The 19,906-nt window shown below is 67.7% G+C and carries 21 protein-coding genes; 8 read left to right on the plus strand and 13 right to left on the minus strand.

Features of this window, described 5'->3' with window-relative positions:
• Positions 1-829: DMT family transporter (locus tag JZZ72_RS23105; protein WP_210015215.1), on the minus strand; the 829-nt coding region annotated here is incomplete at its 3' end.
• A gap of 105 nt (positions 830-934) precedes the next feature.
• Between JZZ72_RS23105 and JZZ72_RS23110 the strand changes: the two genes are divergently transcribed.
• Positions 935-2,266: an aminotransferase-like domain-containing protein gene (locus JZZ72_RS23110; RefSeq protein ID WP_054915346.1), complete on the plus strand. Its 1,332-nt coding sequence runs from the start codon at positions 935-937 to the stop codon at positions 2,264-2,266.
• A gap of 10 nt (positions 2,267-2,276) precedes the next feature.
• Here JZZ72_RS23110 and JZZ72_RS23115 read toward each other — a convergent pair whose 3' ends face one another.
• The 3 genes from JZZ72_RS23115 to JZZ72_RS23125 form a co-directional block, all read right to left on the minus strand.
• The gene (locus tag JZZ72_RS23115; RefSeq protein ID WP_210015216.1) at positions 2,277-4,565 is read right to left on the minus strand and encodes a TonB-dependent receptor; all 2,289 of its coding nucleotides are present in this window, start codon (positions 4,563-4,565) and stop codon (positions 2,277-2,279) included.
• Positions 4,566-4,646: 81 nt separating this feature from the next.
• A complete protein-coding gene (locus JZZ72_RS23120; protein WP_043860506.1) occupies positions 4,647-5,765 on the minus strand; it encodes an aryl-sulfate sulfotransferase in 1,119 nt (372 codons plus the stop codon).
• A 66-nt stretch (positions 5,766-5,831) separates the two neighbouring features.
• Entirely contained in the window at positions 5,832-6,821 is a 990-nt protein-coding gene (locus JZZ72_RS23125; RefSeq protein WP_210015217.1) for an ABC transporter substrate-binding protein, read from the minus strand.
• 46 nt (positions 6,822-6,867) lie between these two features.
• Here JZZ72_RS23125 and JZZ72_RS23130 point away from each other — a divergent pair, with 46 nt between their 5' ends.
• Positions 6,868-7,995: a GlxA family transcriptional regulator gene (locus JZZ72_RS23130; RefSeq protein ID WP_236171670.1), complete on the plus strand. Its 1,128-nt coding sequence runs from the start codon at positions 6,868-6,870 to the stop codon at positions 7,993-7,995.
• Positions 7,996-8,022: 27 nt separating this feature from the next.
• Positions 8,023-8,499 (plus strand): hypothetical protein, encoded by a 477-nt coding sequence (locus JZZ72_RS23135; RefSeq protein ID WP_043860504.1) that lies wholly within the window; start codon positions 8,023-8,025, stop codon positions 8,497-8,499.
• A gap of 140 nt (positions 8,500-8,639) precedes the next feature.
• Here the strand turns inward: JZZ72_RS23135 and JZZ72_RS23140 are convergent, their stop codons facing one another.
• Positions 8,640-9,077 carry an FAD/FMN-containing dehydrogenase gene (locus JZZ72_RS23140; RefSeq protein ID WP_213086014.1) on the minus strand — a complete coding sequence of 146 codons (438 nt, stop codon included), beginning with the start codon at positions 9,075-9,077 and terminating at the stop codon, positions 8,640-8,642.
• Positions 9,078-9,223: 146 nt separating this feature from the next.
• On the opposite strand from JZZ72_RS23140, the gene JZZ72_RS23145 reads away from it, so the two are divergent.
• Positions 9,224-9,526 (plus strand): DUF7693 family protein, encoded by a 303-nt coding sequence (locus tag JZZ72_RS23145; RefSeq protein ID WP_043860502.1) that lies wholly within the window; start codon positions 9,224-9,226, stop codon positions 9,524-9,526.
• Here JZZ72_RS23145 and JZZ72_RS23150 read toward each other — a convergent pair.
• From JZZ72_RS23150 to JZZ72_RS23170, 5 genes are all read right to left on the minus strand, one after another.
• The gene (locus JZZ72_RS23150) at positions 9,523-9,852 is read right to left on the minus strand and encodes a hypothetical protein (RefSeq protein WP_043860501.1); all 330 of its coding nucleotides are present in this window, start codon (positions 9,850-9,852) and stop codon (positions 9,523-9,525) included. The genes JZZ72_RS23145 and JZZ72_RS23150 overlap by 4 nt on opposite strands.
• 72 nt (positions 9,853-9,924) lie before the next feature.
• Positions 9,925-10,650, minus strand: a complete 726-nt coding sequence (locus tag JZZ72_RS23155; RefSeq protein WP_088515363.1) for a DUF72 domain-containing protein — start codon at positions 10,648-10,650, stop codon at positions 9,925-9,927.
• Positions 10,647-11,435 carry an exodeoxyribonuclease III gene (gene xth / locus JZZ72_RS23160; RefSeq protein WP_043860499.1) on the minus strand — a complete coding sequence of 263 codons (789 nt, stop codon included), beginning with the start codon at positions 11,433-11,435 and terminating at the stop codon, positions 10,647-10,649. The genes JZZ72_RS23155 and xth overlap by 4 nt, the downstream gene beginning before the upstream one ends.
• Before the next feature lie 17 nt (positions 11,436-11,452).
• Positions 11,453-11,695 (minus strand): hypothetical protein, encoded by a 243-nt coding sequence (locus tag JZZ72_RS23165; RefSeq protein WP_054915353.1) that lies wholly within the window; start codon positions 11,693-11,695, stop codon positions 11,453-11,455.
• Positions 11,696-11,770: 75 nt separating this feature from the next.
• Positions 11,771-12,904 (minus strand): GGDEF domain-containing protein, encoded by a 1,134-nt coding sequence (locus JZZ72_RS23170; protein WP_043860497.1) that lies wholly within the window; start codon positions 12,902-12,904, stop codon positions 11,771-11,773.
• A gap of 171 nt (positions 12,905-13,075) precedes the next feature.
• Here JZZ72_RS23170 and JZZ72_RS23175 point away from each other — a divergent pair, with 171 nt between their 5' ends.
• From JZZ72_RS23175 to JZZ72_RS23185, 3 genes are all read left to right on the plus strand, one after another.
• A complete protein-coding gene (locus tag JZZ72_RS23175) occupies positions 13,076-13,804 on the plus strand; it encodes an AraC family transcriptional regulator (protein WP_054915355.1) in 729 nt (242 codons plus the stop codon).
• 77 nt (positions 13,805-13,881) lie between these two features.
• The gene (locus tag JZZ72_RS23180) at positions 13,882-14,841 is read left to right on the plus strand and encodes a DMT family transporter (protein ID WP_078480222.1); all 960 of its coding nucleotides are present in this window, start codon (positions 13,882-13,884) and stop codon (positions 14,839-14,841) included.
• A 16-nt stretch (positions 14,842-14,857) separates the two neighbouring features.
• Entirely contained in the window at positions 14,858-15,325 is a 468-nt protein-coding gene (locus tag JZZ72_RS23185) for a GNAT family N-acetyltransferase (RefSeq protein ID WP_210015219.1), read from the plus strand.
• Between the two features lie 85 nt (positions 15,326-15,410).
• Here the strand turns inward: JZZ72_RS23185 and JZZ72_RS23190 are convergent, their stop codons facing one another.
• The 3 genes from JZZ72_RS23190 to JZZ72_RS23200 all read right to left on the minus strand — a co-directional run bounded on the left by JZZ72_RS23190 (position 15,411) and on the right by JZZ72_RS23200 (position 18,117).
• Positions 15,411-16,262, minus strand: coding sequence for a CAP domain-containing protein (locus JZZ72_RS23190; protein WP_043860494.1), 852 nt, complete (start codon positions 16,260-16,262; stop codon positions 15,411-15,413).
• 177 nt (positions 16,263-16,439) lie between these two features.
• Entirely contained in the window at positions 16,440-17,159 is a 720-nt protein-coding gene (locus JZZ72_RS23195) for a GNAT family N-acetyltransferase (RefSeq protein WP_043860493.1), read from the minus strand.
• A 73-nt stretch (positions 17,160-17,232) separates the two neighbouring features.
• Positions 17,233-18,117 carry a LysR family transcriptional regulator gene (locus tag JZZ72_RS23200; protein ID WP_043860492.1) on the minus strand — a complete coding sequence of 295 codons (885 nt, stop codon included), beginning with the start codon at positions 18,115-18,117 and terminating at the stop codon, positions 17,233-17,235.
• Positions 18,118-18,228: 111 nt separating this feature from the next.
• Here JZZ72_RS23200 and argC point away from each other — a divergent pair, with 111 nt between their 5' ends.
• Entirely contained in the window at positions 18,229-19,152 is a 924-nt protein-coding gene (argC, locus tag JZZ72_RS23205; RefSeq protein WP_210015220.1) for an N-acetyl-gamma-glutamyl-phosphate reductase, read from the plus strand.
• The last annotated feature ends 754 nt before the right edge of the window (positions 19,153-19,906 follow it).

The raw sequence follows: 19,906 nt of genomic DNA on the forward strand, positions 1-19,906 counted from the left end.
TACCCGGGCTGACCTGCTCGCCCAGCAACCCCGCCGCCAAGGCCAGGCCAAAGAACGGCTGCAGCAGCTGCAACTGCCCCACTGCCGCAATCCCGCCCTGGGCCAGGCCGCGGTACCAGAACACGAAACCGATCAGCATGCTGAACAGCGACACATACCCCAGGCTCACCCACGCCGGCAGGCTGATACCCGCAAACGTCGACGGCGCCAGGTACCAGGTCAGCACCAGCATCACCGGTAACGACACCAGCAGCGCCCAGCAGATCACCTGCCAACCGCCCAGCGCCCGCGACAACCGCGCCCCCTCGGCATAACCCAGGCCGCACACCACCACCGCCAGCAGCATCAGCAGGTCACCCTGGGGCGACGCCGCCAAGCCCTGCGACAACGCAAAGCCCACCACCATCAAGCACCCCAGCACCGAAAACAGCCAGAACACCGGGCGCGGGCGCTCGCCCCCGCGCAGCACGCCAAACACCGCGGTGGCCAGCGGCAGCATGCCGATGAACACGATCGAATGCGCCGAGGTCACGTACTGCAGGGCCAGCGCGGTCAGCAGCGGAAACCCCACCACCACCCCAAGCGACACCACGATCAAGGGCATTACCTGAGCCCGGGTCGGGCGCGGTTGCCTGAGCAGCATCAGCAAGGCCAGCGCCAGTACACCGGCAATGGCGGCACGCGCCACGGTGAGGAACACCGGGTCGAATTCCCGCACCGCCAGGCGCGTGGCCGGCAAGGAGCCGCTGAAAATCACTACGCCGATCAGGCCGTTGATCCAGCCACGGGTGGCGTCGTCCAGGGTACGAGGTTTGAGAGTCTGTTCCATTGAAGTCACGCTCGACAGTTTGCAGGGGTAAGGGCACGCTTGCCAAAAACCATGCTAGGGCCGACGATCAGCACAATCAAAAAATCGTCATGGATACATCTGCACATGCCTCGCTCGCGCTACAAGGCCCTGGTCGACACCTTTGCCGCCGACATTCGTGACGGCAGGCTCGCCCCTGGCACCCGCCTGCCCACCCACCGTCACCTGGCCGCGACCCATGGCCTGGCCCTGGTCACCGCGTCACGGGTATATGCCGAACTCGAGCAGATGGGCCTGGTGAGCGGCGAGACCGGGCGCGGCACCTTCGTGCGCGAAACCTCGCTGCCGCCCGACCTGGGCGTCGACCAGCAGGTGGTGGCCGCCGGCATGGCCGACCTGAACTTCAACTACCCGGCATTGCCCGGCCAGGCCGACCTGCTGCGCAGCGGCTTGCGCCAGCTGGCACTGAGCGGCGACCTGGAGGCGCTGCTGCGCTACCAGCCCCATGCCGGGCGCGCCCATGAACGCGCCTGCATCGCCCGGCACCTGCTCGGTTGCGGGCTAGAGGTGAATCCAGAGCAGGTACTGATCGTCAGCGGCGCCCAGCACGGGTTGGCCGTGGTGCTGATGGCCCTGCTGCAGCCCGGCGACGTGATCGCGGTCGACGCCCTCACCTACTCCGGGTTCAAGGTGCTGGCAGAGGCGTTGCGCCTCGAAATGCTGCCGATTCCGGTCACGCCCCACGGGCCGGACCTCGGCGCCCTGCAGCGGCTGTGCCGCAGCCGCCCGGTACGCGCGGTGTACAGCATGCCCACGCTGCACAATCCGCTGGGCTGGGTGATGAGCCTGGAGCAGCGCGAACAACTGGTGTCGATTGCCCGCACCCACAACCTGCACCTGATCGAGGACGCCGCCTACGCCTTCCTGGCCGACGACGCGCCGCCGCCCCTGGCCCAGCTGGCACCGGAGCGCACGCTGTACGTGTCAGGCCTGTCGAAGAACATCGCCACCGGCCTGCGCGTGGGCTTCATTGCCGCGCCGCCGCACCAGGTTGCCGCGCTGGAGCGCTCCATTCGCGCCACCACCTGGAATACCCCCGGGGTGATGACCGCCATTGCCTGCGCCTGGATCGAGGACGGCACGGTGGAGCGCCTGGAAGCCGAGAAGCGCGCCGATGCCCAGGCCAGGCAGGCCATCGCCCGCGAAGTACTGGCGGGCATGCCCTGCGTCACCCACCCCACTTCGTATTTTCTGTGGCTACCGCTGGCCGATGACGCCCGCGCCGAACAGATCGCCGCCGCCCTGATGCGCGAACAGGTGGCGGTGTCCACCGCACAGCCGTTCGCCACCACCAGTCACGTGCCGCGTGCACTCAGGCTGGCGCTGGGCTCGGTGGACCTGGACACGCTGCGCGCGGCGCTGGCGAAGGTACGCTGGGTGGTGCAGGCGTACTCCTGAAGCCCACGCCTCAGAAGTCGTAGCGTGCACTCATGCCCAGGGTGCGCGGCGTACCCAGCACCCCGGTGTAGGCGCCGTTGGGCGAGTTCCACAGGGTGGTGTAGTAGGTCTTGTCGAAGGCGTTCTTCAGCCACAGCGACACGTCCCACTGGCCCTGGCCCCAGTCGCCGCGCACCCCCGCCGACAGGTTGACCAGCGCATACCCCGGCAACTGCGCCAGGCGCGAATCGTCCACCGTGCCCACCGCCTGCGAGCGCCAGGTGTAGTTGCCGTTCACGTAGGGTTGCAGGCCGTTGTCCAGGTCCCACTGGTAGCTGGCGCTGGTGTTGGCAATCCATTTGGCCGCGCCCACCACGTTATGCCCGCTGAGGTCGCAGGCGGCCGGGGCGCCGGGGCGCAAGGCCACCTCCGCCGGGCATGGGGCGTTGTCGTAGGACAGGTAGCGCACATCGTTCCACGAGCCGTTCAGGCTCAGGGTCAGGCCACGGCTCACCCGCCAGGTACTGTCCAGCTCAAGGCCACGGCTGCGCACGCTGCCGGCGTTGGTCAGGTAGCTGGTGAGGTTGGCGTCGTCGTAGGCGTTGGTCTGGTAGCCGTGCACAATCGTCCAGAACAGGTTGGCATTGAGTTGCAGGCGCTGATCCAGCAGCGTGGTCTTGATGCCCAGTTCGGCGTCGTTGGCCCGTTCGCTGCCGATCAGCAGCGAGTCGGCGCCGGCCACCGGGGCGCTGGCCACGCTGAGGTTGACCCCGCCGGACTTCTCCCCGTGGGACAACGAGCCATACGCCAGTACCTGGTCGTTCACCCGCCAGGCCAGGCTGGCCAGCGCCGACGGGCTGAAGCTGTAGAGGCTGAGGTCGCCCGAATCATAGGCGCCGACACGCCCCTGCCTTACCGCTGCCGCCGCCCCCGTCACGCTCGCGCCACCCACCGGGGCATCGCGCGTCACCCTGGCCTGCTTGCGCTCGTAGGTACCGCGCAGGCCCAGGCTCAGGTCCAGGCGCGGGGTCAGGTGCCAGGTGCCCTGGGCAAAGGTGGCGAAACTGTCGGTGTCGATGCTGCCGTGGCCCACGCTGTTCACATCGTTCAATGCGCCCTGCGGGGTGCCGTTCCAGGTGTCGGCCAACGGCCCGTACTCGGTGAACACGCGGTTCTGCATCTGCTGGCCAAAGTAATAGCCGCCCACCACGTAATCGAACCGCTCACCCAGCGGCGAGGCCAGGCGCAGCTCTTGCGAATACTGCTTGTCGCGGGCCGACTGGCCGACGTTGTGCATCACGTCCACGTTCAGTTCGTCGTCGTTGCGCGGGGTGAAGTCCCACCAGCGGTAGGCGCTGATCGACGTCAGCGTGAAGCCACCGGCCAGCCCCCAGTTCGCCTCCAGCGAGGTGCCGCCCTGGAACACCGTGACACGCTGGTCGGCATCGAGGTTGACCCTGCGCCCGTCGACCAGCGTCGCGCCCACCGCCTGGGCCCGCTGTTCATAGCGGTTGACCCCGTTGATGGTCGGCCCGGTGCTGAACAGCGAGCGCGTGCCGGCGCTGGAGTGCTCCTCGTTGTAGTCGCCGATCCAGCGCAGGCTGAAGTCTTCCTGCGGCCTGAACAGCAACTGCCCGCGAAAGCCCTGGCGTCGGCCGCCGCCCAGGGTGTCGCCGTCGAACCGGTTCTCCACGTAGCCGTTCTCGTCGGTGCGGTAGGCCGCCACCCGCCCGGCCAGCGTGTCGGTCAACGGCCCCGACACACCGCCCTGCACCTGCCGGTAGCCGTCCTCGCCCAGCGACGTCGACACGTTGCCCTGCGGGGTGAAGGTGGGCTGGCGGGTGGCGATGTTGAGCACCCCGGCCGTGGTGTTCTTGCCGAACAGGGTGCCTTGCGGGCCGCGCAGCAAGGCGATCTGCTCGATGTCCAGCAGGTCGAACACGGCCATGCCGGGGCGGCCCAGGTAGACGTTGTCGAGGTAGATCCCGGCGCTGCCCTCCAGGCCGTCACTGGCCGGGTTGTTGCCCAGCCCGCGAATCGACAGGCTCGACTGGCGCGGGTTCATGAACGCCACGTTGACGCTGGGCATGGCCTGTTGCAGGTCCTGCAGGCGATACAGGCGCTGGGCCTCCAGGGCCTGGGCGCCCAGCACGCTCATGGGGGTGGGCACGTGCTGCGCCTCTTCGCTGCGCCGGCGCGCCTCGACCGTCACCGGGGCAAGGGTCGGGGCGTCGGTGGGGGCCGGCTCAGTGGCTGACGCAGGCAGTGACAGCAGGCCCAGTGCGGCCAGGCACAGGGGGCGTGGATAAGGCAGCTTCATCATCGATTCCTTTGGGGGTATGGCGGTACCTCGCTGCGCGTGGTGTGCGTGAGCGTGAGGGTGGGTGCTGGTGCGCTGTGTTCAGGCTTTCAGCCAGGGAATGTCGTCGCGCTGGTAACGGTGCGCGCGGAAGATCGCGTTGTTCTCGCCCGGCAGGTAGCGGCGCGAGGCCGCATCGGGGTAGGCGGCAAAATGCGGGTTGATGTACTCCCACACCACCTCGCCGGCCGGCGTCACTTCGAACAGGCGGCCGAAGTTGGCCTCGGTGATCAGCGTGTTGCCGTTGTGCAGGCGCTGCGCACCGCCCATGAACGGGGTGAAGAAGGCATAGCCGGGGGTATCGGCGTACTGCCATTCGATGCGCCGGGTCAGCGGGTCGATCTCCAGGATGCGCGAGTGCGGCATCGACACGTGGGGCCGCGAAATACCGTTGTCGAACACCAGGATGCGGCCGTTCTCCAGCTCGCTCGGGCAATGCTGCTGCGCCACCAGATCGTGGCCCAGACGCCACAGCACCTCGCCGCTGCCGCGCTGCACGGCGATCACCGACGACACGCTGCGCAAGCTGAGGATCACCTTGCCATCGCGACCCGGGGTCACCGCATTGGTCATGGGCCAGTGGTAGCGCTCGAAGGTGTCGTGCAGCGGGTAGTCCTCGGGGCGCAGGTGCTCCCAGCTGCGCCACTCCCACACCACCTGGCCCTGGCGATCCACCTCCTTGACCACGTCGGCATAGATCACCCCGCCCGCCGCCTCGCTGCCGGGAATACCGCCCACCACGCGGCTGGCCAGCTCCGGGCTCAGGGGCTCGACCGTGGTGTACAGCAGGTGGCCGTTGTCCAGCCACTGGGCATCGTGGTGGTGCAGCAGGTCGGTGTGCTGCCACACCACCTCGCCTTGCGCGGTGACTTCACTGAAGGCGCCGCCGTGCCACACCGACCAGCCGGGGAACAGCTCGGGGGAGTCGGGGTGGTTGCCGTTGTAGCCCAGGTTGCCGTTGGGCAGTATCACCGCGTCGCGACCGGGGCGCTGGGGCAGCTTCCAGCGGTGTACCACTTCGCCGTCCAGGTCGATCAGGAACACGTTGCCGTCGGCGGTCTGCGGTGCGAACAGGGTATAACCCCCGGCGCTGCGGGCGTGGTCCACGGCAACCAGGCCGGTCCTGTGGCGTTTGAGGGTCGGGGTGTGCAGGGCAGTCATGACGTTTCTCCGGGTGAGTGGTGCCCTGCCGACGGCAGGTCGGCATGGCAGGTCGAGTTGAAGTGTTTAGTCAGGTTTTGGCAGCAAGCTGTTGAAACGGCTATCGAATACCTGTTCAACCTGCAGCGGTTTTGGGATCAGGCGCTCGGCGGCGAAGGCATCGGCCAGGCGTTGCTGCAAGGCGATGATCGAAGGGTCGATGGGCACGTAGCGCAGGTGCTGGTGCGCCAGCATCTCGCGCACCAGCTCAAGGGGCAGGCGCGTGCTGCCTGCCAGCGCCTGGGCCCAGGCATCCGGGTGGGCGGTGGCCCACGCCTGCGCCCTGGCCAGGCGCACCATCAGCTCGCCCAGCTGTCGAGCACGCTGCGGGTCGGCCAGGGCCTGGCCGCTGGCGACCGTGAAGTTAAGGCCGGTCTCGGGCCAGGCCGAGCCGTCCACCAGCACCCGGGCGCCGTGGGCGGTGGCCTGCCCGACAAAGGGGTACCACACCGCCCAGGCGTCCAGGTGGCCACTGGCAAAGGCGTTTTGCGCATCGATGGGGCTGGCATAGGCGATCTTCACCTCCCGGGGGCTTAGCCCGGCCTGGCGCAGTGCGGCCAGCAGCAGGTAGTGGCCGCTGGAGCCCTTGGCCACCGCCACGCGCCGGCCCTTGAGGTCGGCCACCTGTTGCACCGTCGAGCCTTGTGGCAGCAGCAGCGCATTGTTGTTCTGAGCGCCGTCGGCCACGCCGATGATACGGATGTCGAAACCGCCGGCCTGGGCAAACACCGGCGGCGCATTGCCCACCACCCCCACATCCACCGCCCCGGCACTCAGCGCCTCGAGCAAGGCCGGGCCGGCCGGGAACGGGTGCCAGCTCAGGGGCAAGGTAGGAGTCTGGGCCTCCCCGGCGGCCTGCAGCAGGGTTTGTACCAGCCCGCTCTGGTCGCCGACCCGCAGCGCGGCAGGTGCGGCGCTGACGGCCTGGGCCAGCACCATGCCGGCGCACAGCGCCACGGCGCGCAAGGTGGTGCGGCGGGCGTGCAGGTGCTTGGCAGCAGCAGCGAATAACGGCATTGTCGTCCCCTTGTTTCGTGTTGAACCCAGTATGTCGAGGCCCCCCGTGCAACTCCATGCCAAACACCCCTCCTTTGCTGCCACGCCACCCGCGCCCCGCGCGGTGGTGGTGCTGGGTTTCGACGATGCGTTGCTGCTCAATGCGGCCGGCCCGCTGGAGGTGTTCGGCGCCGTGCCGCGCCTGCTGGCCGGCGCGTTCGCACAGCACCCGCCCTATCGCCTGGTACTGGCCTCGCCCGAGGGCGGCCTGATCAGCACGGTGTCGGGCATCGAGGTGATGACCCGTTCACTGGCGCAGCTGGACCTGGAGCTGCGCGACATCGACACCCTGATCGTGGCCGGCGGCCCTGGGGTGGCCGCGCTGGAAGCAGACCCGCGCGCGTGCGACTGGCTGCGCCGGCGCCATGGGCAGATTCGCCGGCTGTGCTCGGTGGGCACCGGCACCTTCGCGCTGGCGGCTGCGGGCCTGCTCGATGGCCGTCGGGTGGTGACCCACTGGAAGTTCAATGACGAGTTGCAGGCACGCTACCCCAGCGTGCAGTGCCAGCCCGACGCGCTGTACCTGAATGACGCCAACCTGTGGACCTGCGGCGGCGCCACGGCGGGCATCGACCTGGCGCTGGCACTGGTGGAGCAGGACCTGGGCCCCCACGCGGCCCTGGCGCTGGCACGCTACTTCACGGTGTTCCTGTGGCGCTCGGCCGGGCAACCGCAGCTCAGTGCCTCGTTGCAGGCACAGTCCAACGCGCTGCGCACCGCACCGGATGTGCGCCTGGCCCGGCTGCATGCCTGGATCGCCGCCAACCTGGATGGCGACCTGCGGGTGGAGCGCCTGGCCGAGCAGTTCGGCATGAGCCCGCGGCATTTTGCCCGGGCCTATGTGGCGGCCACGGGTGACACGCCGGCCCAGGCGGTGGAAACATTGCGCCTTGAAGCGGCGTGCCGCCTGCTGGAGACCACCCGCGAGCCGATCAAGCGCATTGCCGAAACCGTCGGCTTCGGCCGCGAAGAACGCATGCGCCGGGTGTTTCAGAAAGAGCTGGGCACCAGCCCGCTGGGTTATCGTACCCAGGCCAGGGCCCCGCAACCGGGCGTGCCCGTGCCAGTGGCCGGCCAGACCGGCTACCGCCATGTGGAGCGGCCGGGCATCGCGCTGGAGCACCTGGCGCAGTAGATTCGGATTGTCGAGAACGGAGTGATCATGAAAGTTCTGTATACCCTGCTTGCCCTGCTGGCGTTGAGCGGACTGGGTGGCACCGCCTATGCCAAGGCACCGGCCGCAGAGGCGGCGCGCGAGTTCGTGGTCAAGAGCCAGGCCGGGGCCAACCTGGGGCCGATTGCGCTGTCGGCGGCCATGCGCACCAACACCTACGGCCTGCTGACTGCGCAGGTCGGCAGCCAGCAAGCGGAAAAGAGCGTGACGGCGGCCATCAAGGGGTTGCTGCCCAAGTACCAGCCGCAGTGGGACCAGCACCTGGTCGAGGCCTACAGCCAGTCGTTTTCGGCGAAGGAGCTGGCGTCACTGGCCAGCGAAGGTCGCGAATCCAAGTATGCCGACAAGGTAATGAGCAAGCAGCCAGACATCGGCAAGGCCATGCAGGCCAGTGCCAGGCCGGTGCTGATCGAGCTGGTGACCGAGGCGTTGAAGGTGGCGGTGGCGGCGCATCCGGTGAAGTGAGGGGCGTAGTTGCCTGCTGGTGCTGCGCACCCGATCGCGGGTCAAGCCCGCTCCCACAGGTTTGCGCTGCTTCTGTGGGAGCGGGCTTGGCCCGCGATCCCAGTGCGCGGTTTCGTGAACGATGAACTCAGCGGGGATCTTCAACGCGCCTTCACCTCGGCCAGCGCCTCGCGCAGTGCCTGTGCATCGGCCACTTCCTGCTTGGCCGTCACGCGCCCGTGCTCCAGTTGCAGCAACAGCACCGTGTCTTCGGCGCCCGGGTAACGCGAGGCCACCCGCCCCTCGCGGTCCAGCAGCACGCGGTAGCTGTAGTCGCGCATGGCCGGGATGGCGAACAGCTTGGCGATCAGCGCCGGCATGCGCTGCACGTCGGCGACAAACACACCCTTGCGCGCCTCCAGGTAGCCCTTGGGCTGCCCCTCCAGCACCGCCTTGACCAGCTTGCCACCCTCCATGCTGCGCGCCACCAGCACCAGGGCAGTGTCGTCGTTGAGGGTATACGGCTGCTCGAACTGGTCGAGCAGGGTCCACGGGGCCACGCGCTCGCCCACCTCAAGCGCCTGGGCAACGATGGGCATCAGGCCCAGCAACAGCACGATCAGCACTCTCACACCACACCTCGTTCATTGGGCTTCGACAAGCCGGCGACTATAGCGCGACTCAGGCAGGCGAAGACATCGCCCGCGCCACCGCATAAAGTGACGCTTTTTTCCGGGAGGTATGGATGAACGCGCCCACTGACCACACCCTCACCGCCCGCGAGGTGTGCCAGCAGCTACGTGACGCCGCCCTGGGGCTGGCCAGCCTGCAGTGCCTGCAGGCGCAACCGGCCAGTGGCGTGATGCAGGTGCAGATCGACGGCTGGCAGTTGAGCCTGGATGTCGAACACGGCCACCTGCACCACTGCCAGCGCTGCCAGAGCCCGGATGGCCGGGTGTACGAGCCTGGCCTGCGCTACGGCACCGACCCGGTCTACCTGCTCAGCACCTGGGAACTGGCCCGGATCGAGCGCCTGCTCGGCGCCTAGCGCTGCGCCATGGCATGGCGCGCGCACTGTTCGTAGTAGGTCTGCTTGATGGCTGGCGGCTTGAGCCGCGAGCGGCTGTTGTAGGTCTGTTCGGTAATGCCCATGGCCGTCATGCGCATCCACGGCTTGGGGAACTTGCGCGATTGCAGGCGCTTGCGCGCGGCATACAGCGTGACCCCGGACAGCTTGGACTGCTGCGCGCCGGCGGCAATCTCCGAACCCCAGCTGCACACGAAGCGGTCATTCTTGTTCAGCGCCTTGGCGTGCGTCGCCAGCGAGAAGGTGGCCAGTGCGCACACGGCCACGGTCATCACGAAACCTCGCATGAAGTCATCCTAACCCGTTGAAAGGCGGCGAGTTTGCCAAGGATGAAAAGGCGTCGGGGCCAGCAAATTGCCTTATGTGTCCTCCAGCAGTTGCAGCAGGCCCAGTGCATCGCCTACCGCAGCGCCGCTGGCGGTGTTGTCGAAGATGCACCAGCACTCCACACCGGCCTCCAGGGCCTGGCGTATGTCCTGGGCCAGCAGTGCCAGGCGTTCGTGCCCATAGGCGCTGTGATAGAGGCGTGGCGAGCCGTGCAGACGCCAATAGCGCAAGCCGGCCCAGCCACCTGGCTGCACGGCACCGATGGGGCTGGGGTCGGCCCCCACCTGGGCAATGCGCCAGCGTTCGAGCAGCGCCCCGGCGTCGGCCCAGGAGGCATGGCGCGGCTCGAACGCCACCGCGCCGGCGTAGCGCTCACGCAGTGCACCGAAGAACGCCTGCGCCACCTGCGGCTCGCAGGCCAGCGATGGCGGGGTCTGCACCAGCAGGCATCCCAGGCGCTCGCCCAACTGCGTGCACTGCTGCACAAACGCATCCAGCAACCCGGCGCAGTCATGCAGGCGTTGCACATGGGTGATCTGCTTGGGCACCTTGACCGAGAATGCGAAGCCTGGCGGTACCGCCTGAGCCCAGCGCGCATAGGTGGCGGGCTGGTGCGGGCGGTAGAACGAGCTGTTGATTTCCACGGCCGGCAGGCGCGACGCATATCGCTGCAGGTGCGTGCCCTGCTCGGCGAACGCCGGCCAGTACGCGCGCGGCAGGCTCCAGCCGGCACAGCCGATGCGCAACAAGGGGCTCATCGAGCGGCCTTGAGTTCGATCCAGGTGGGTGCATGGTCGCTGGCATGCGCTTCGTTGCGCACCCAGGCGTCGACCCCGGCGTTTTTCAGGCGCCTGGCCAGCGGCGGGTTGAGCAGCAGGTGGTCGATGCGCAGCCCCGAGTTCTTCTGCCAGTGCTGGCGAAAATAGTCCCAGAAGGTGTACACCCGCTCGTCCGGGTACAGGTGGCGGATAGCGTCCGTCCAGCCCTGGGCCAGCAGGCGCTGGTAGCATTCGCGGCTTTCGGGCTGCAGCAGCGCGTCCTTGAGCCAGGAGCGCGGGTTGTAGATATCCAGGTCGGTGGGCACCACATTGAAGTCGCCGGCCAGCAGCACCGGGTGCTCGCTGTTCACCAGGCCCTGGGCGTGGGCGATCAGGCGTTCGAACCAGGCCAGCTTGTAGTCGAACTTGGGCCCCGGTTGCGGGTTGCCATTGGGCAGGTACAGGCAGCCGACCTGAATGCCCAGCACCGCCGCTTCGAGATACCGGCTTTGCGTATCGTCCTCGCTTCCCGGCAAGCCGCGGCGCACCTCCAGCGGTTGCGCGTCACGGGCCAGAATCGCCACGCCGTTCCACGACGCCTGGCCATGGTGCAGGCAGCCATAGCCGAGGGCTTCGAAGTCAGCCACAGGGAACGCGCTGTCTACCGCCTTGAGCTCCTGCAGGCAGGCGATGTCGGGCTGTTCCCGCTCCAGCCAGGCCAGCAGGTTGGGCAGCCGCGCCCGCAGGCCGTTGATGTTGAATGTGGCGATCTTCAGCGTTTTCATCCGCACCTCCCTGGCGATCAGGTATCCGGGTCGTCGACCTTGGCCTCCACGGCCGCTTCGATGGCGTGCGTGTTCGCCTCATCGGCCATGGCCTTGAGCGCCAGCCAGTCGTCCCATTCGATGGCACCGTCGTCCAGCAGCGCCTGGGCCAGGCTGACCAGGGCCTGGTGGTAGGCATCCGGCGATTCCAGCCGGTAACTCTGATCGTCCAGCACGGCATACCAGGCTTTGAGTTCAGGCGTATTGCGGTCAACCGACATGGCATTGTCCTCTGGGTCACTCAGCTCTAGTGAGTGCCGGGCGTGGCCGAACGTTCAGTTGCAGTGCACAGGCGGTCAGTCGGCCGCCACCACCTGATTGCGCCCCTGGGCCTTGGCGCGGTACATCGCCTGGTCGGCGCTGTTGAGCAAGGTGTGCAGGTCGCTGTGCGCCGCACTGGCCACCGCCACGCCGAAGCTGGCCGTCATGCCCTGGCGGCCGTCGCTGTGGTGCACGAACTGCAATTGGGCGATGGCTTGCGCCAACTGTTCGGCGATGCCCAGCGCCGTGTCCATCGGGGTGTCGGCCAGCAGCACCGCGAACTCCTCCCCGCCCAGCCGACCGTACACGTCGGTGTCGCGGAACGAGGCCTTGATCACCCCGCCGATCTGGCGCAGCACCTCGTCGCCGACCTGATGACCGTAGGTGTCGTTGATGCGCTTGAAGTGATCGATGTCCAGCATCAATGCGCACAGCGGGCGCTGCTCGCGCTGGCTGTGGGAGTACAACTGCTGGGCATGTTCGAAGAACGCCCGGCGGTTCTTCAGGCCGGTCAGCTCATCGGTTTGCGCCGCGCTGCTGGCGATGTGGTGCGCGCGTTCCATCTCGTGGGTCAGGCATAACGCCTTCTCCAGCGCCGCGCAGAGCTTGCCGGTGGCGCGCAGCATGAACGAGGAAAACACCAGCACCGCCAGGGCCATGCCGGTCTGCAGCTGCGAGGGCTGAAACAGCAGCCACAGCGTGCAGGGCAGCAGCACCAGGCCGATGGCGGCCAGGGTCATCGAGCGGTAGGCGTAATAGCAGGACACCGCGCTGCCCGACATGCCCACGGCGAACAACAGCACGATCGCCTGGGCCAGCAGGCTGTCGTGCGGCATCACCGCCAGCGCCCCCAGGCCCCACACGCCGGCACTGAACACCAGGGTGACCCAGTATCTGCGTTCCCAGCGCGACGGGGTATGGCTGGTCTCGGGGCTGCGGTAGTAAGCGGTGAACAGCACGATGCGCGACAGGGTCGCCACGCTCAGCACGCCGATCCAGCTCAACGCGACGTTGTGTTCGATGTAGTCCCAGCACAGCCAGCACAGCATCACTGCGCCAAGAAAGCTGCCGTATACCGCGGTCAGCGACTGACGGAACAGCAACTGCAAACGGTCGGTACGGGCCAGTTGCGCCACAGTGGCATCAGGGTGCGAAAAGGGATGATCCATTGGCTATGCCCGCTATGGTGAAGCGCTGGTATGCCGCATTGTGGCACTGTGCGATCATCTCGAACAGCCGGCTGTCGGCTGGGGCGCGCACGTGCGATTGAATGTTCAGAGGGTCGAGGATAGCCTGTGCGCACGGCGGCCATGCCGACGTCTGACGCCAGGAGTGCACCATTGGTCTTGAACCTCGATATTCGCAGCTATCAGGCTGAAAGCGCTCATCACCAGCATGACTTCACGCAACTGGTGCTGCCCATCTGCGGGCGCATGGAAATCGACGTGGATGGCCGTGGCGGCAGCATCGACAATGCCCTGGCGGCGCTGGTGCGACCCGGTTCGCAGCACGCGCAGCTGGCGCAGCCCGGCAGTCGCTTCCTGGTGCTCGACTGTGCCCCCGATGCACTGCACGGCCAGCCGTTCACGGCGCTGGCGCAACGCACCTATGTCACCATCCCGCCCGCTACCCGGCGCCTGATCGAATATGCCGAGCTCATCGGCCGTGACCAGCTGGCGGCCACTGCAACGCACCTGGCGCCCTTGCTGCTGGCGTCGCTGGCCGCCCTGCCGGTGCAGCCGAACCCCGGCCTCAACCGCCTGATTGCCCAGGTACACGCCCGACCAGCCGCCGCCTGGAGCAACGAACGCATGGCCCATGTCGCGGGCATGAGCCTCAGCCAGCTGCATCAGCGCTTTCGCGAGCTGCATGACTGCACCCCGCAGGGCTGGCTGACCCGCGTACGGATCGAGCAGGCCCAGCGCTGGCTGGGCGACAGCCACCTGCCGATTGCCGAGATCGCCCTGCGCAGCGGCTTCAGCGACCAGGCCGCCCTCACCCGCGCCATGCAGCGGGTGGGCGGCATCACCCCCGCCGCCTACCGCAGGCGCCAGCAACAGCCTGGGTAAAAAACCCCGCAGTCGGCGCCAATACCACCACCGGCAAAACCCGCATGCTGGGCACCTTTCACGGCAGGGGTGGTGCGATGTTCGCTGATCGTTCGTTGGTAAAGGGGCTTGGCTACGGCGTGGCGGCCGGGGTGTGCTGGGGCGTGATCTTCCTGGGCCCCGAACTCACCCCAGGGTTGAGCGGGGTGCAGTTCGCGGTACTGCGGTTCCTGTGTTACGGGCTGTTTTCGCTGGTGCTGCTGATGCCGCGCCTGCACCGGGTATGCGCGCAGCTCACCCGTGCCGACTGGGTCTCGCTGTTCTGGCTGAGCCTGGTGGGCAACCTGGTGTACTACTCGCTGGTGGGCAGCGGCGTGCAACTGGTCGGCATCGCCACCACCTCGTTGATCGTCGGTCTGATCCCGGTGCTGGTGACCCTGGCGGGGCGCCATGACGCCAACGCGGTGCCTGTGCGGCGGCTGATCCCCTCGCTGACGCTGGCGATGGCCGGCGTGGCCCTGATCAGCCTCGATGCGTTGCACAGCGGCGCCGACACCCGCACCAGCAGCGGCCAGGTGATAGCCGGCCTGCTGTGCGCCGTGGGCGCGCTGGTGAGCTGGAGCTGGTACGCGGTGGCCAACGCCCGCCGGCTGGCCCTGGTCGGCGGCGTGTCCTCCCACGACTGGGCCTTGCTCACGGGCCTGATGACCGGCGCACAGGCGCTGGTGCTGGCGATCCCGGTGCTGGGCCCTGAAGTGGCGGCCCATGGCGCGGCAACCTGGGTTCACTTCGTGCTGGTGGCCGCGGGCGTGGCGCTGCTATCGTCGGTGGTCGGCGGCGCCTTCTGGAACCAGGCCAGCCGGCTGCTGCCGCTGGCGCTCAGCGGCCAGGTGCTGGTGGTGGAAACCCTGGCGGCGCTGCTGTTCGGCTTTTTGTGGGAACAGCGGCTGCCCGGTGCGCTGGAGCTGGTTGCTATTGCGCTGCTGGTCGGTGGCGTGGTCTGGTGCCTGAACTGCCACCGCAGCGATACTGCCAGTGCCACCGCAACCTCCTCCTGAACCAATGGACTGTGAAATGCTCACCATCAGAACCGCTACCAGCGCCGATGCCCAGGTGGCCTACGACATACGTCGGGAGGCAGTCCGTCATCACTGCATCGGGGCCTACCCGGCAGAACAGATGCTGGCCTGGACGGCGGGCACGGCCGAGGATGGCTACGCCAGCCTCATGGCCAGTCACTTCTACATGGGGTGCATCGAAGGTGAGCCGGTGGCAACCGGCATGCTGGATGTGAATGCCCGTGAAATCGGGGCGATCTTCGTGTTGCCGGGGTACATGCAGCAAGGCCTGGGCAAACAGATGCTGGCGTTTCTTGAAGCGCTCGCGCGCAACCTGGGGCTGGCGCAGGTGAACCTGGACGCCACGCTGAACGCAGCAGCCTTCTATCGACAGTGTGGTTATGTGGGCGAAGCGACAGCGCTCTATCACTCACCCCGGGGCATCGACCTGGCGTGTGTGCCCATGACCAAGGTACTGGTATAGGTCGGCGCCGGCCTCTCGCGGGTCAAGCCCGCTCCCACAAGGATGGCGGTGTGCCTTGTGGGAGCGGGCTTGACCCGCGATGCTGTCACTTCGTCCCGAACATCGCCGTCCAGTAGATCCCCGCATCGCTCTTGGGGTCCACCGCATAGGCCGCGCCCAGCTCCTTGAACTGCGGGTTCATCAGGTTGGCGCAATGCCCGGCGCTGGCCAGCCAGCCATCGACCACCTTGCGCACGTTGTCCTGCCCGGCGGCGATGTTTTCCCCGATCAGCTGATAGCTGTAGCCCTGCAACTCGGCGCGGTCGCCCGGCATGCGCCCGTCACGGTCGCGGTGGTCGAAGAAATTGCCGTTGGCCATGGCCCGCGTATGGCCCTGTGAGGCCTCTGCCAGGGTGGTATTCCAGGCCAGCGGCGCGCTGGCCGCATAGGCCTGGGCGCCGCACTGGCGCGGCTGGGCCCGCGCACTGTTGATCGCGTCGAGCAGCTTCTGCCCCTCCACCTGCGACTCCGCCAGCTTGGCACTGAGCAGTGGGCGCGCCAGCACGATGCGCCAGTCACGCCCTTCGCGGCTCACGCCCACATCGACGAACTGCGGGTCGAGCACCACCTTGCAGAAGCTCTCCTGGATCGCCTTCATCGCTGCCGCTGCATCGCGCGGCCCCGACAGGCTGATGGCCTGCACGCTGACCATCGGGTACGAGGCCTTCACCAGCGCCTGTTGCAAGTCACCGACACCGTTGGCCGGGAGCACCAGGCGCGGGTCGCTGGCCAGCGGCGGCAGCTCCAGCGACACCTGCTCGGCACAACGTTGCGACTGGCTGCGATAGCCATTGATCGACTCGACCAGTTGCGTCTCGTCGCTCGCCACCGCCAGCGTGGTGACAAGCATGCCCAGCGCCAACGCGCCCAGACGCAGCCTGGATGATAAGTCGTGCATGTAACTCTCCCTTGAACAAACTGCGCCCATGATGCGGGATTTTGTGTTGCTTTCGTAGCACCACGGGATGCGACGCATTATCAATACCTGCCTGTGCGCCGCTATCGAGCTTGGATGCGCAGTGCCGGCCGGCGTTCCTTGCCCTGCGCACAAATCCACCGGTTGACGCCCCTACCCTCACACCAGCCGCAGGCTGGCAGCGGCCTGCGCGCCCGTGTCGCCAAGGCGCTGCTGCACGAATGCCCTCGCCTGGCGGGTGAGTTGATCCAGATGACGGTCGCGCTGCTTTTCGGCGTCCACCATGGCCCGCTTGCCGTGCTGCTTGAGCAGGTAGGCGTGAATCTGCTGGACCTCAAGGGTGCGGTAGATCGGCGCCACGTCGAGCACCGCCAGCAGCCCCTCGGTGGCATGATCGCGGGTGTTCATCAATACCTGCGGCCCGCGTGCCCCCAGCACCTGAAAGCCCATCGCCTCGAAATACGCAACCTTGCCCACGGCGCAGGCCAGCTCCACGTGCGGGTAGCGCTCGCGCACCTGCCCCAGCAGGGCCCGGGCGATGCCCTGGCGCCGATGCCCGGCCAGTACCGCCATGTACGCCACCGCACAGGCCTGGGGGTCGTCCTGCACCGGCAGGTACAGCACGAACCCCAGCAGCCGCGAGGGGTCCTGCTCGTCGGTGGCCACCAGCAGCTCCACCGGGATGCCGCGCGCGCCACTCAGGGCCTCCAGGTACAGGTGCACCTCATAGCCGATGCCGTACTGGTAGAGGCTGTACAGCGGGTTGCTCGGCGGCAGGGCCACACTGCTGATGTCGGTCAGGTAGTCGACCACCATCTGCAGGATCTGGCCCTTGATCGGTTCGTCGGGGGGTGTTTGCAGCAGGGTGATGACAGGCATGCGGCGTCTGGCTCCGGAAACAGGGTGACCTTGCGGTCCTGGCGGGGATTCTACAGGTCTGCGCCGCCCCGCCCTACCCCGCGCTCAAGCCCCACAGCACCTGCAGCACATGGCCGGTGGCACGCTCCACCTCGCCGCTGCGGTGCGCGATGCCCAGCTGGCGCCACAGCAGCGGCTGCAACGGGCGCATCACGATGCGCGCATCGGCCAGCGGCGTGGAGCCCTCGTTGGGCAGCAGGGTGGCGCCGTAGCCGGCAGCCACCAGGCTCTTGATCGCATCGTTGTAGTTGAGCTGGATGCGCGGCGCCGGCTGCTGGCCGGCCGCGTTGAACCACTCCGAGGTCAGGCGTGACAGCCCGGTGCTGCTGTCGTTGAGAATCAGCGGCTGGGTCGCCAGCCACTCGGGCGTGACCTGCGCCGGGCAGTCCCAGCGTGCCGGCAGGTACGCCATGACCGGGTCGCGCCGCCAGGGCTCGATGCTCAGCCCCTTCACCGGGCTTTGCGGCAGGGCCACCAGGCCGATGTCCAGCGAGCCCTCGGCGAGCTTGTTGAGCGTTTCGCGCGAGGTCAGCACCGCCACCTGCACATCGATGCCGGGGTGTGCATGGCCCAGGGTTTCCAGCGCCTGGGGCATCAGTTGCGCAATCGCCCCGGTGGACGCCCCCAATCGCACGCGCCCGGCCAGGCCCAGCACCTGGCGCTGCACATCGTCCAGTGCCTGCTGCGCGTCGGCCAGCAGGCGGCGGGCGCGCTCCACCAGGGTTTCGCCGATGGCGGTGGGCTGCACGTTGCCACGGGTGCGCGAAAGCAGGGTGCCGCCCACCCGTGCTTCAAGCTCGGCGACATGCAGGCTGACCGTGGGCGGCGCCAGGTTGAGCACCCGGGCGGCTTCGGCGAACGACCCCAGGTCGGCAATCGCCACCAGGGTACGCAAACGGTCCAGGCTTATTTCACGCATGGTTGCTGCCTCTTCAGTAAAACTGAACCTGACCTTTGTCAAATTCAACTTTTCCTATCTTAACCGCGCATCGAAGATAAGCCCTGACCTTTTTCACGTGCGAGCACACTCATGGCCACACCCGTTGTATTCATCGATGGCGACCAGGGCACCACCGGGTTGCAGATCCACCAGCGCCTGCAGGGCCGAACCGACCTGCAGTTGCTGACCCTGCCCGCCGAACACAGAAAGAGCCCGCAGCACCGCGCCGAGGCGATCAACGCCTGCGACATCGCCATGCTGTGCCTTCCCGACGATGCCGCGCGCGAGGCGGTAGCCAGCATCCGCAACCCGGCGGTGCGGGTGATCGACGCCAGTTCCGCGCACCGTACCCACCCGGAGTGGGTCTATGGTTTCGCCCAGATGAGCCCGCAGCAGGCCGAGCGCATTGCATCAGCCAAGCGGGTGAGCAACCCCGGGTGCTACCCGACCGGGGCCATCGGCCTGCTCAAGCCGTTGATCGATGCCGGCCTGTTGCCGCAGGACTACCCTGCCAGCCTGCATGCCGTGTCGGGCTACTCGGGCACCGGGCGTGCCGGTGTCGAGCTGTACGAGGGGCCGGATGCGGCCGGGGCGCCGGCATACCAGGCGTATGGGCTGGGGCTTGCGCACAAGCACGTGCCGGAGATCCAGCAGTACAGCGGGCTGGGCCAGCGGCCGATGTTCATGCCGGCCTATGGTGCGTTCCGCCAGGGCATCGTGCTGACCATCCCGGTGCAACTGCGGCTGCTGGCGCCGGGTGTTACCGGGGAGCGCTTGCATGCGTGCCTGGCCGAGCACTATGCGCAATTGCAGCACGTCGAGGTGCTTTCGATGCAGCAGGCCAAGGCGCTGACGTACCTGGACCCGCAGGTGATGAACGGCACCGACGACCTGCGCCTGATGGTGTTCGAGAATGGCGAGCAGGTGCTGTTGGCGGCGGTGTTCGACAACCTGGGCAAGGGCGCGGCGGGGGCGGCGGTGCAGAATCTGGACCTGATGATGGGGGGTGAGTGAAGGGCACTTCCCTGGCGATTGGCGCGGTGGCCTCGCAGCAAAAGCCTGCATTGTGCATGTAGGCCCTGCGACCGCTTCGCGCTCGTTCGCCGGCAACGCCGGCTCCTACGCCCTGCGGGCAGATGCTGCCTCTGGCCGCCAGGTCGTGGGAGCGGGCCTTGCCCGCGATCTGGTGCGCAGCGCCAGTAAAACCTGCACACGCGGTTCGCCTGACACACCGCGCACTCAGGCGTTGCGACCGCTTCGCGCTCGCTCGCCGGCAACGCCGGCTCCTACGCCCTGCGGGCAGACTCCGCCTCTGGCCGCCAGGCCGTGGGAGCGGGCCTTGCCCCGCGATCTGGTGCGCAGCGCCAGTAAAACCTGCACATGCGGTTTGCCTGATGCACCGCGCACTCAGGCGTTGCGACCGCTTCGCGCTCGTTCGCCGGCAACGCCGGCTCTTACACCCTTCGGGCAGACTCCGCTTCTGGCCGCCAGGCCGTGGGAGCGGGCCTTGACCCGCGATCTGGTGCGCAGCGCCAGTAAAACCTGCACATGCGGTCTGCCTGATACACCGCGCACTCAGGCCTTGCGACCGCTTCGCGCTCGTTCGCCGGCAACGCCGGCTCCTACGCCCTGCGGGCAGACTCCGCCTCTGGCCGCCAGGCCGTGGGAGCGGGCCTTGCCCCGCGATCTGGTGCGCAGCGCCAGTAAAACCTGCACATGCGGTTTGCCTGATGCACCGCGCACTCAGGCGTTGCGACCGCTTCGCGCT

The sequence above is a fragment of the Pseudomonas palmensis genome (assembly GCF_017848315.1).
Taxonomy (GTDB): Bacteria; Pseudomonadota; Gammaproteobacteria; order Pseudomonadales; family Pseudomonadaceae; genus Aquipseudomonas; species Aquipseudomonas palmensis.

Coding starts and splice junctions, on each gene's coding strand:
- JZZ72_RS23195 (WP_043860493.1), bottom strand. CDS start 17,159: ATGCCTGTCATCACCCTGCTGCAAACACCCCCCGACGAACCGATCAAG.
- JZZ72_RS23150 (WP_043860501.1), bottom strand. CDS start 9,852: ATGCGAGGTTTCGTGATGACCGTGGCCGTGTGCGCACTGGCCACCTTC.
- JZZ72_RS23185 (WP_210015219.1), top strand. CDS start 14,858: ATGCTCACCATCAGAACCGCTACCAGCGCCGATGCCCAGGTGGCCTAC.
- JZZ72_RS23170 (WP_043860497.1), bottom strand. CDS start 12,904: ATGGATCATCCCTTTTCGCACCCTGATGCCACTGTGGCGCAACTGGCC.
- JZZ72_RS23135 (WP_043860504.1), top strand. CDS start 8,023: ATGAAAGTTCTGTATACCCTGCTTGCCCTGCTGGCGTTGAGCGGACTG.
- JZZ72_RS23165 (WP_054915353.1), bottom strand. CDS start 11,695: ATGTCGGTTGACCGCAATACGCCTGAACTCAAAGCCTGGTATGCCGTG.
- JZZ72_RS23200 (WP_043860492.1), bottom strand. CDS start 18,117: ATGCGTGAAATAAGCCTGGACCGTTTGCGTACCCTGGTGGCGATTGCC.
- JZZ72_RS23155 (WP_088515363.1), bottom strand. CDS start 10,650: ATGAGCCCCTTGTTGCGCATCGGCTGTGCCGGCTGGAGCCTGCCGCGC.
- JZZ72_RS23180 (WP_078480222.1), top strand. CDS start 13,882: ATGTTCGCTGATCGTTCGTTGGTAAAGGGGCTTGGCTACGGCGTGGCG.
- argC (WP_210015220.1), top strand. CDS start 18,229: ATGGCCACACCCGTTGTATTCATCGATGGCGACCAGGGCACCACCGGG.
- JZZ72_RS23125 (WP_210015217.1), bottom strand. CDS start 6,821: ATGCCGTTATTCGCTGCTGCTGCCAAGCACCTGCACGCCCGCCGCACC.
- JZZ72_RS23190 (WP_043860494.1), bottom strand. CDS start 16,262: ATGCACGACTTATCATCCAGGCTGCGTCTGGGCGCGTTGGCGCTGGGC.
- xth (WP_043860499.1), bottom strand. CDS start 11,435: ATGAAAACGCTGAAGATCGCCACATTCAACATCAACGGCCTGCGGGCG.
- JZZ72_RS23115 (WP_210015216.1), bottom strand. CDS start 4,565: ATGAAGCTGCCTTATCCACGCCCCCTGTGCCTGGCCGCACTGGGCCTG.
- JZZ72_RS23145 (WP_043860502.1), top strand. CDS start 9,224: ATGAACGCGCCCACTGACCACACCCTCACCGCCCGCGAGGTGTGCCAG.
- JZZ72_RS23120 (WP_043860506.1), bottom strand. CDS start 5,765: ATGACTGCCCTGCACACCCCGACCCTCAAACGCCACAGGACCGGCCTG.
- JZZ72_RS23110 (WP_054915346.1), top strand. CDS start 935: ATGCCTCGCTCGCGCTACAAGGCCCTGGTCGACACCTTTGCCGCCGAC.
- JZZ72_RS23140 (WP_213086014.1), bottom strand. CDS start 9,077: ATGCCCATCGTTGCCCAGGCGCTTGAGGTGGGCGAGCGCGTGGCCCCG.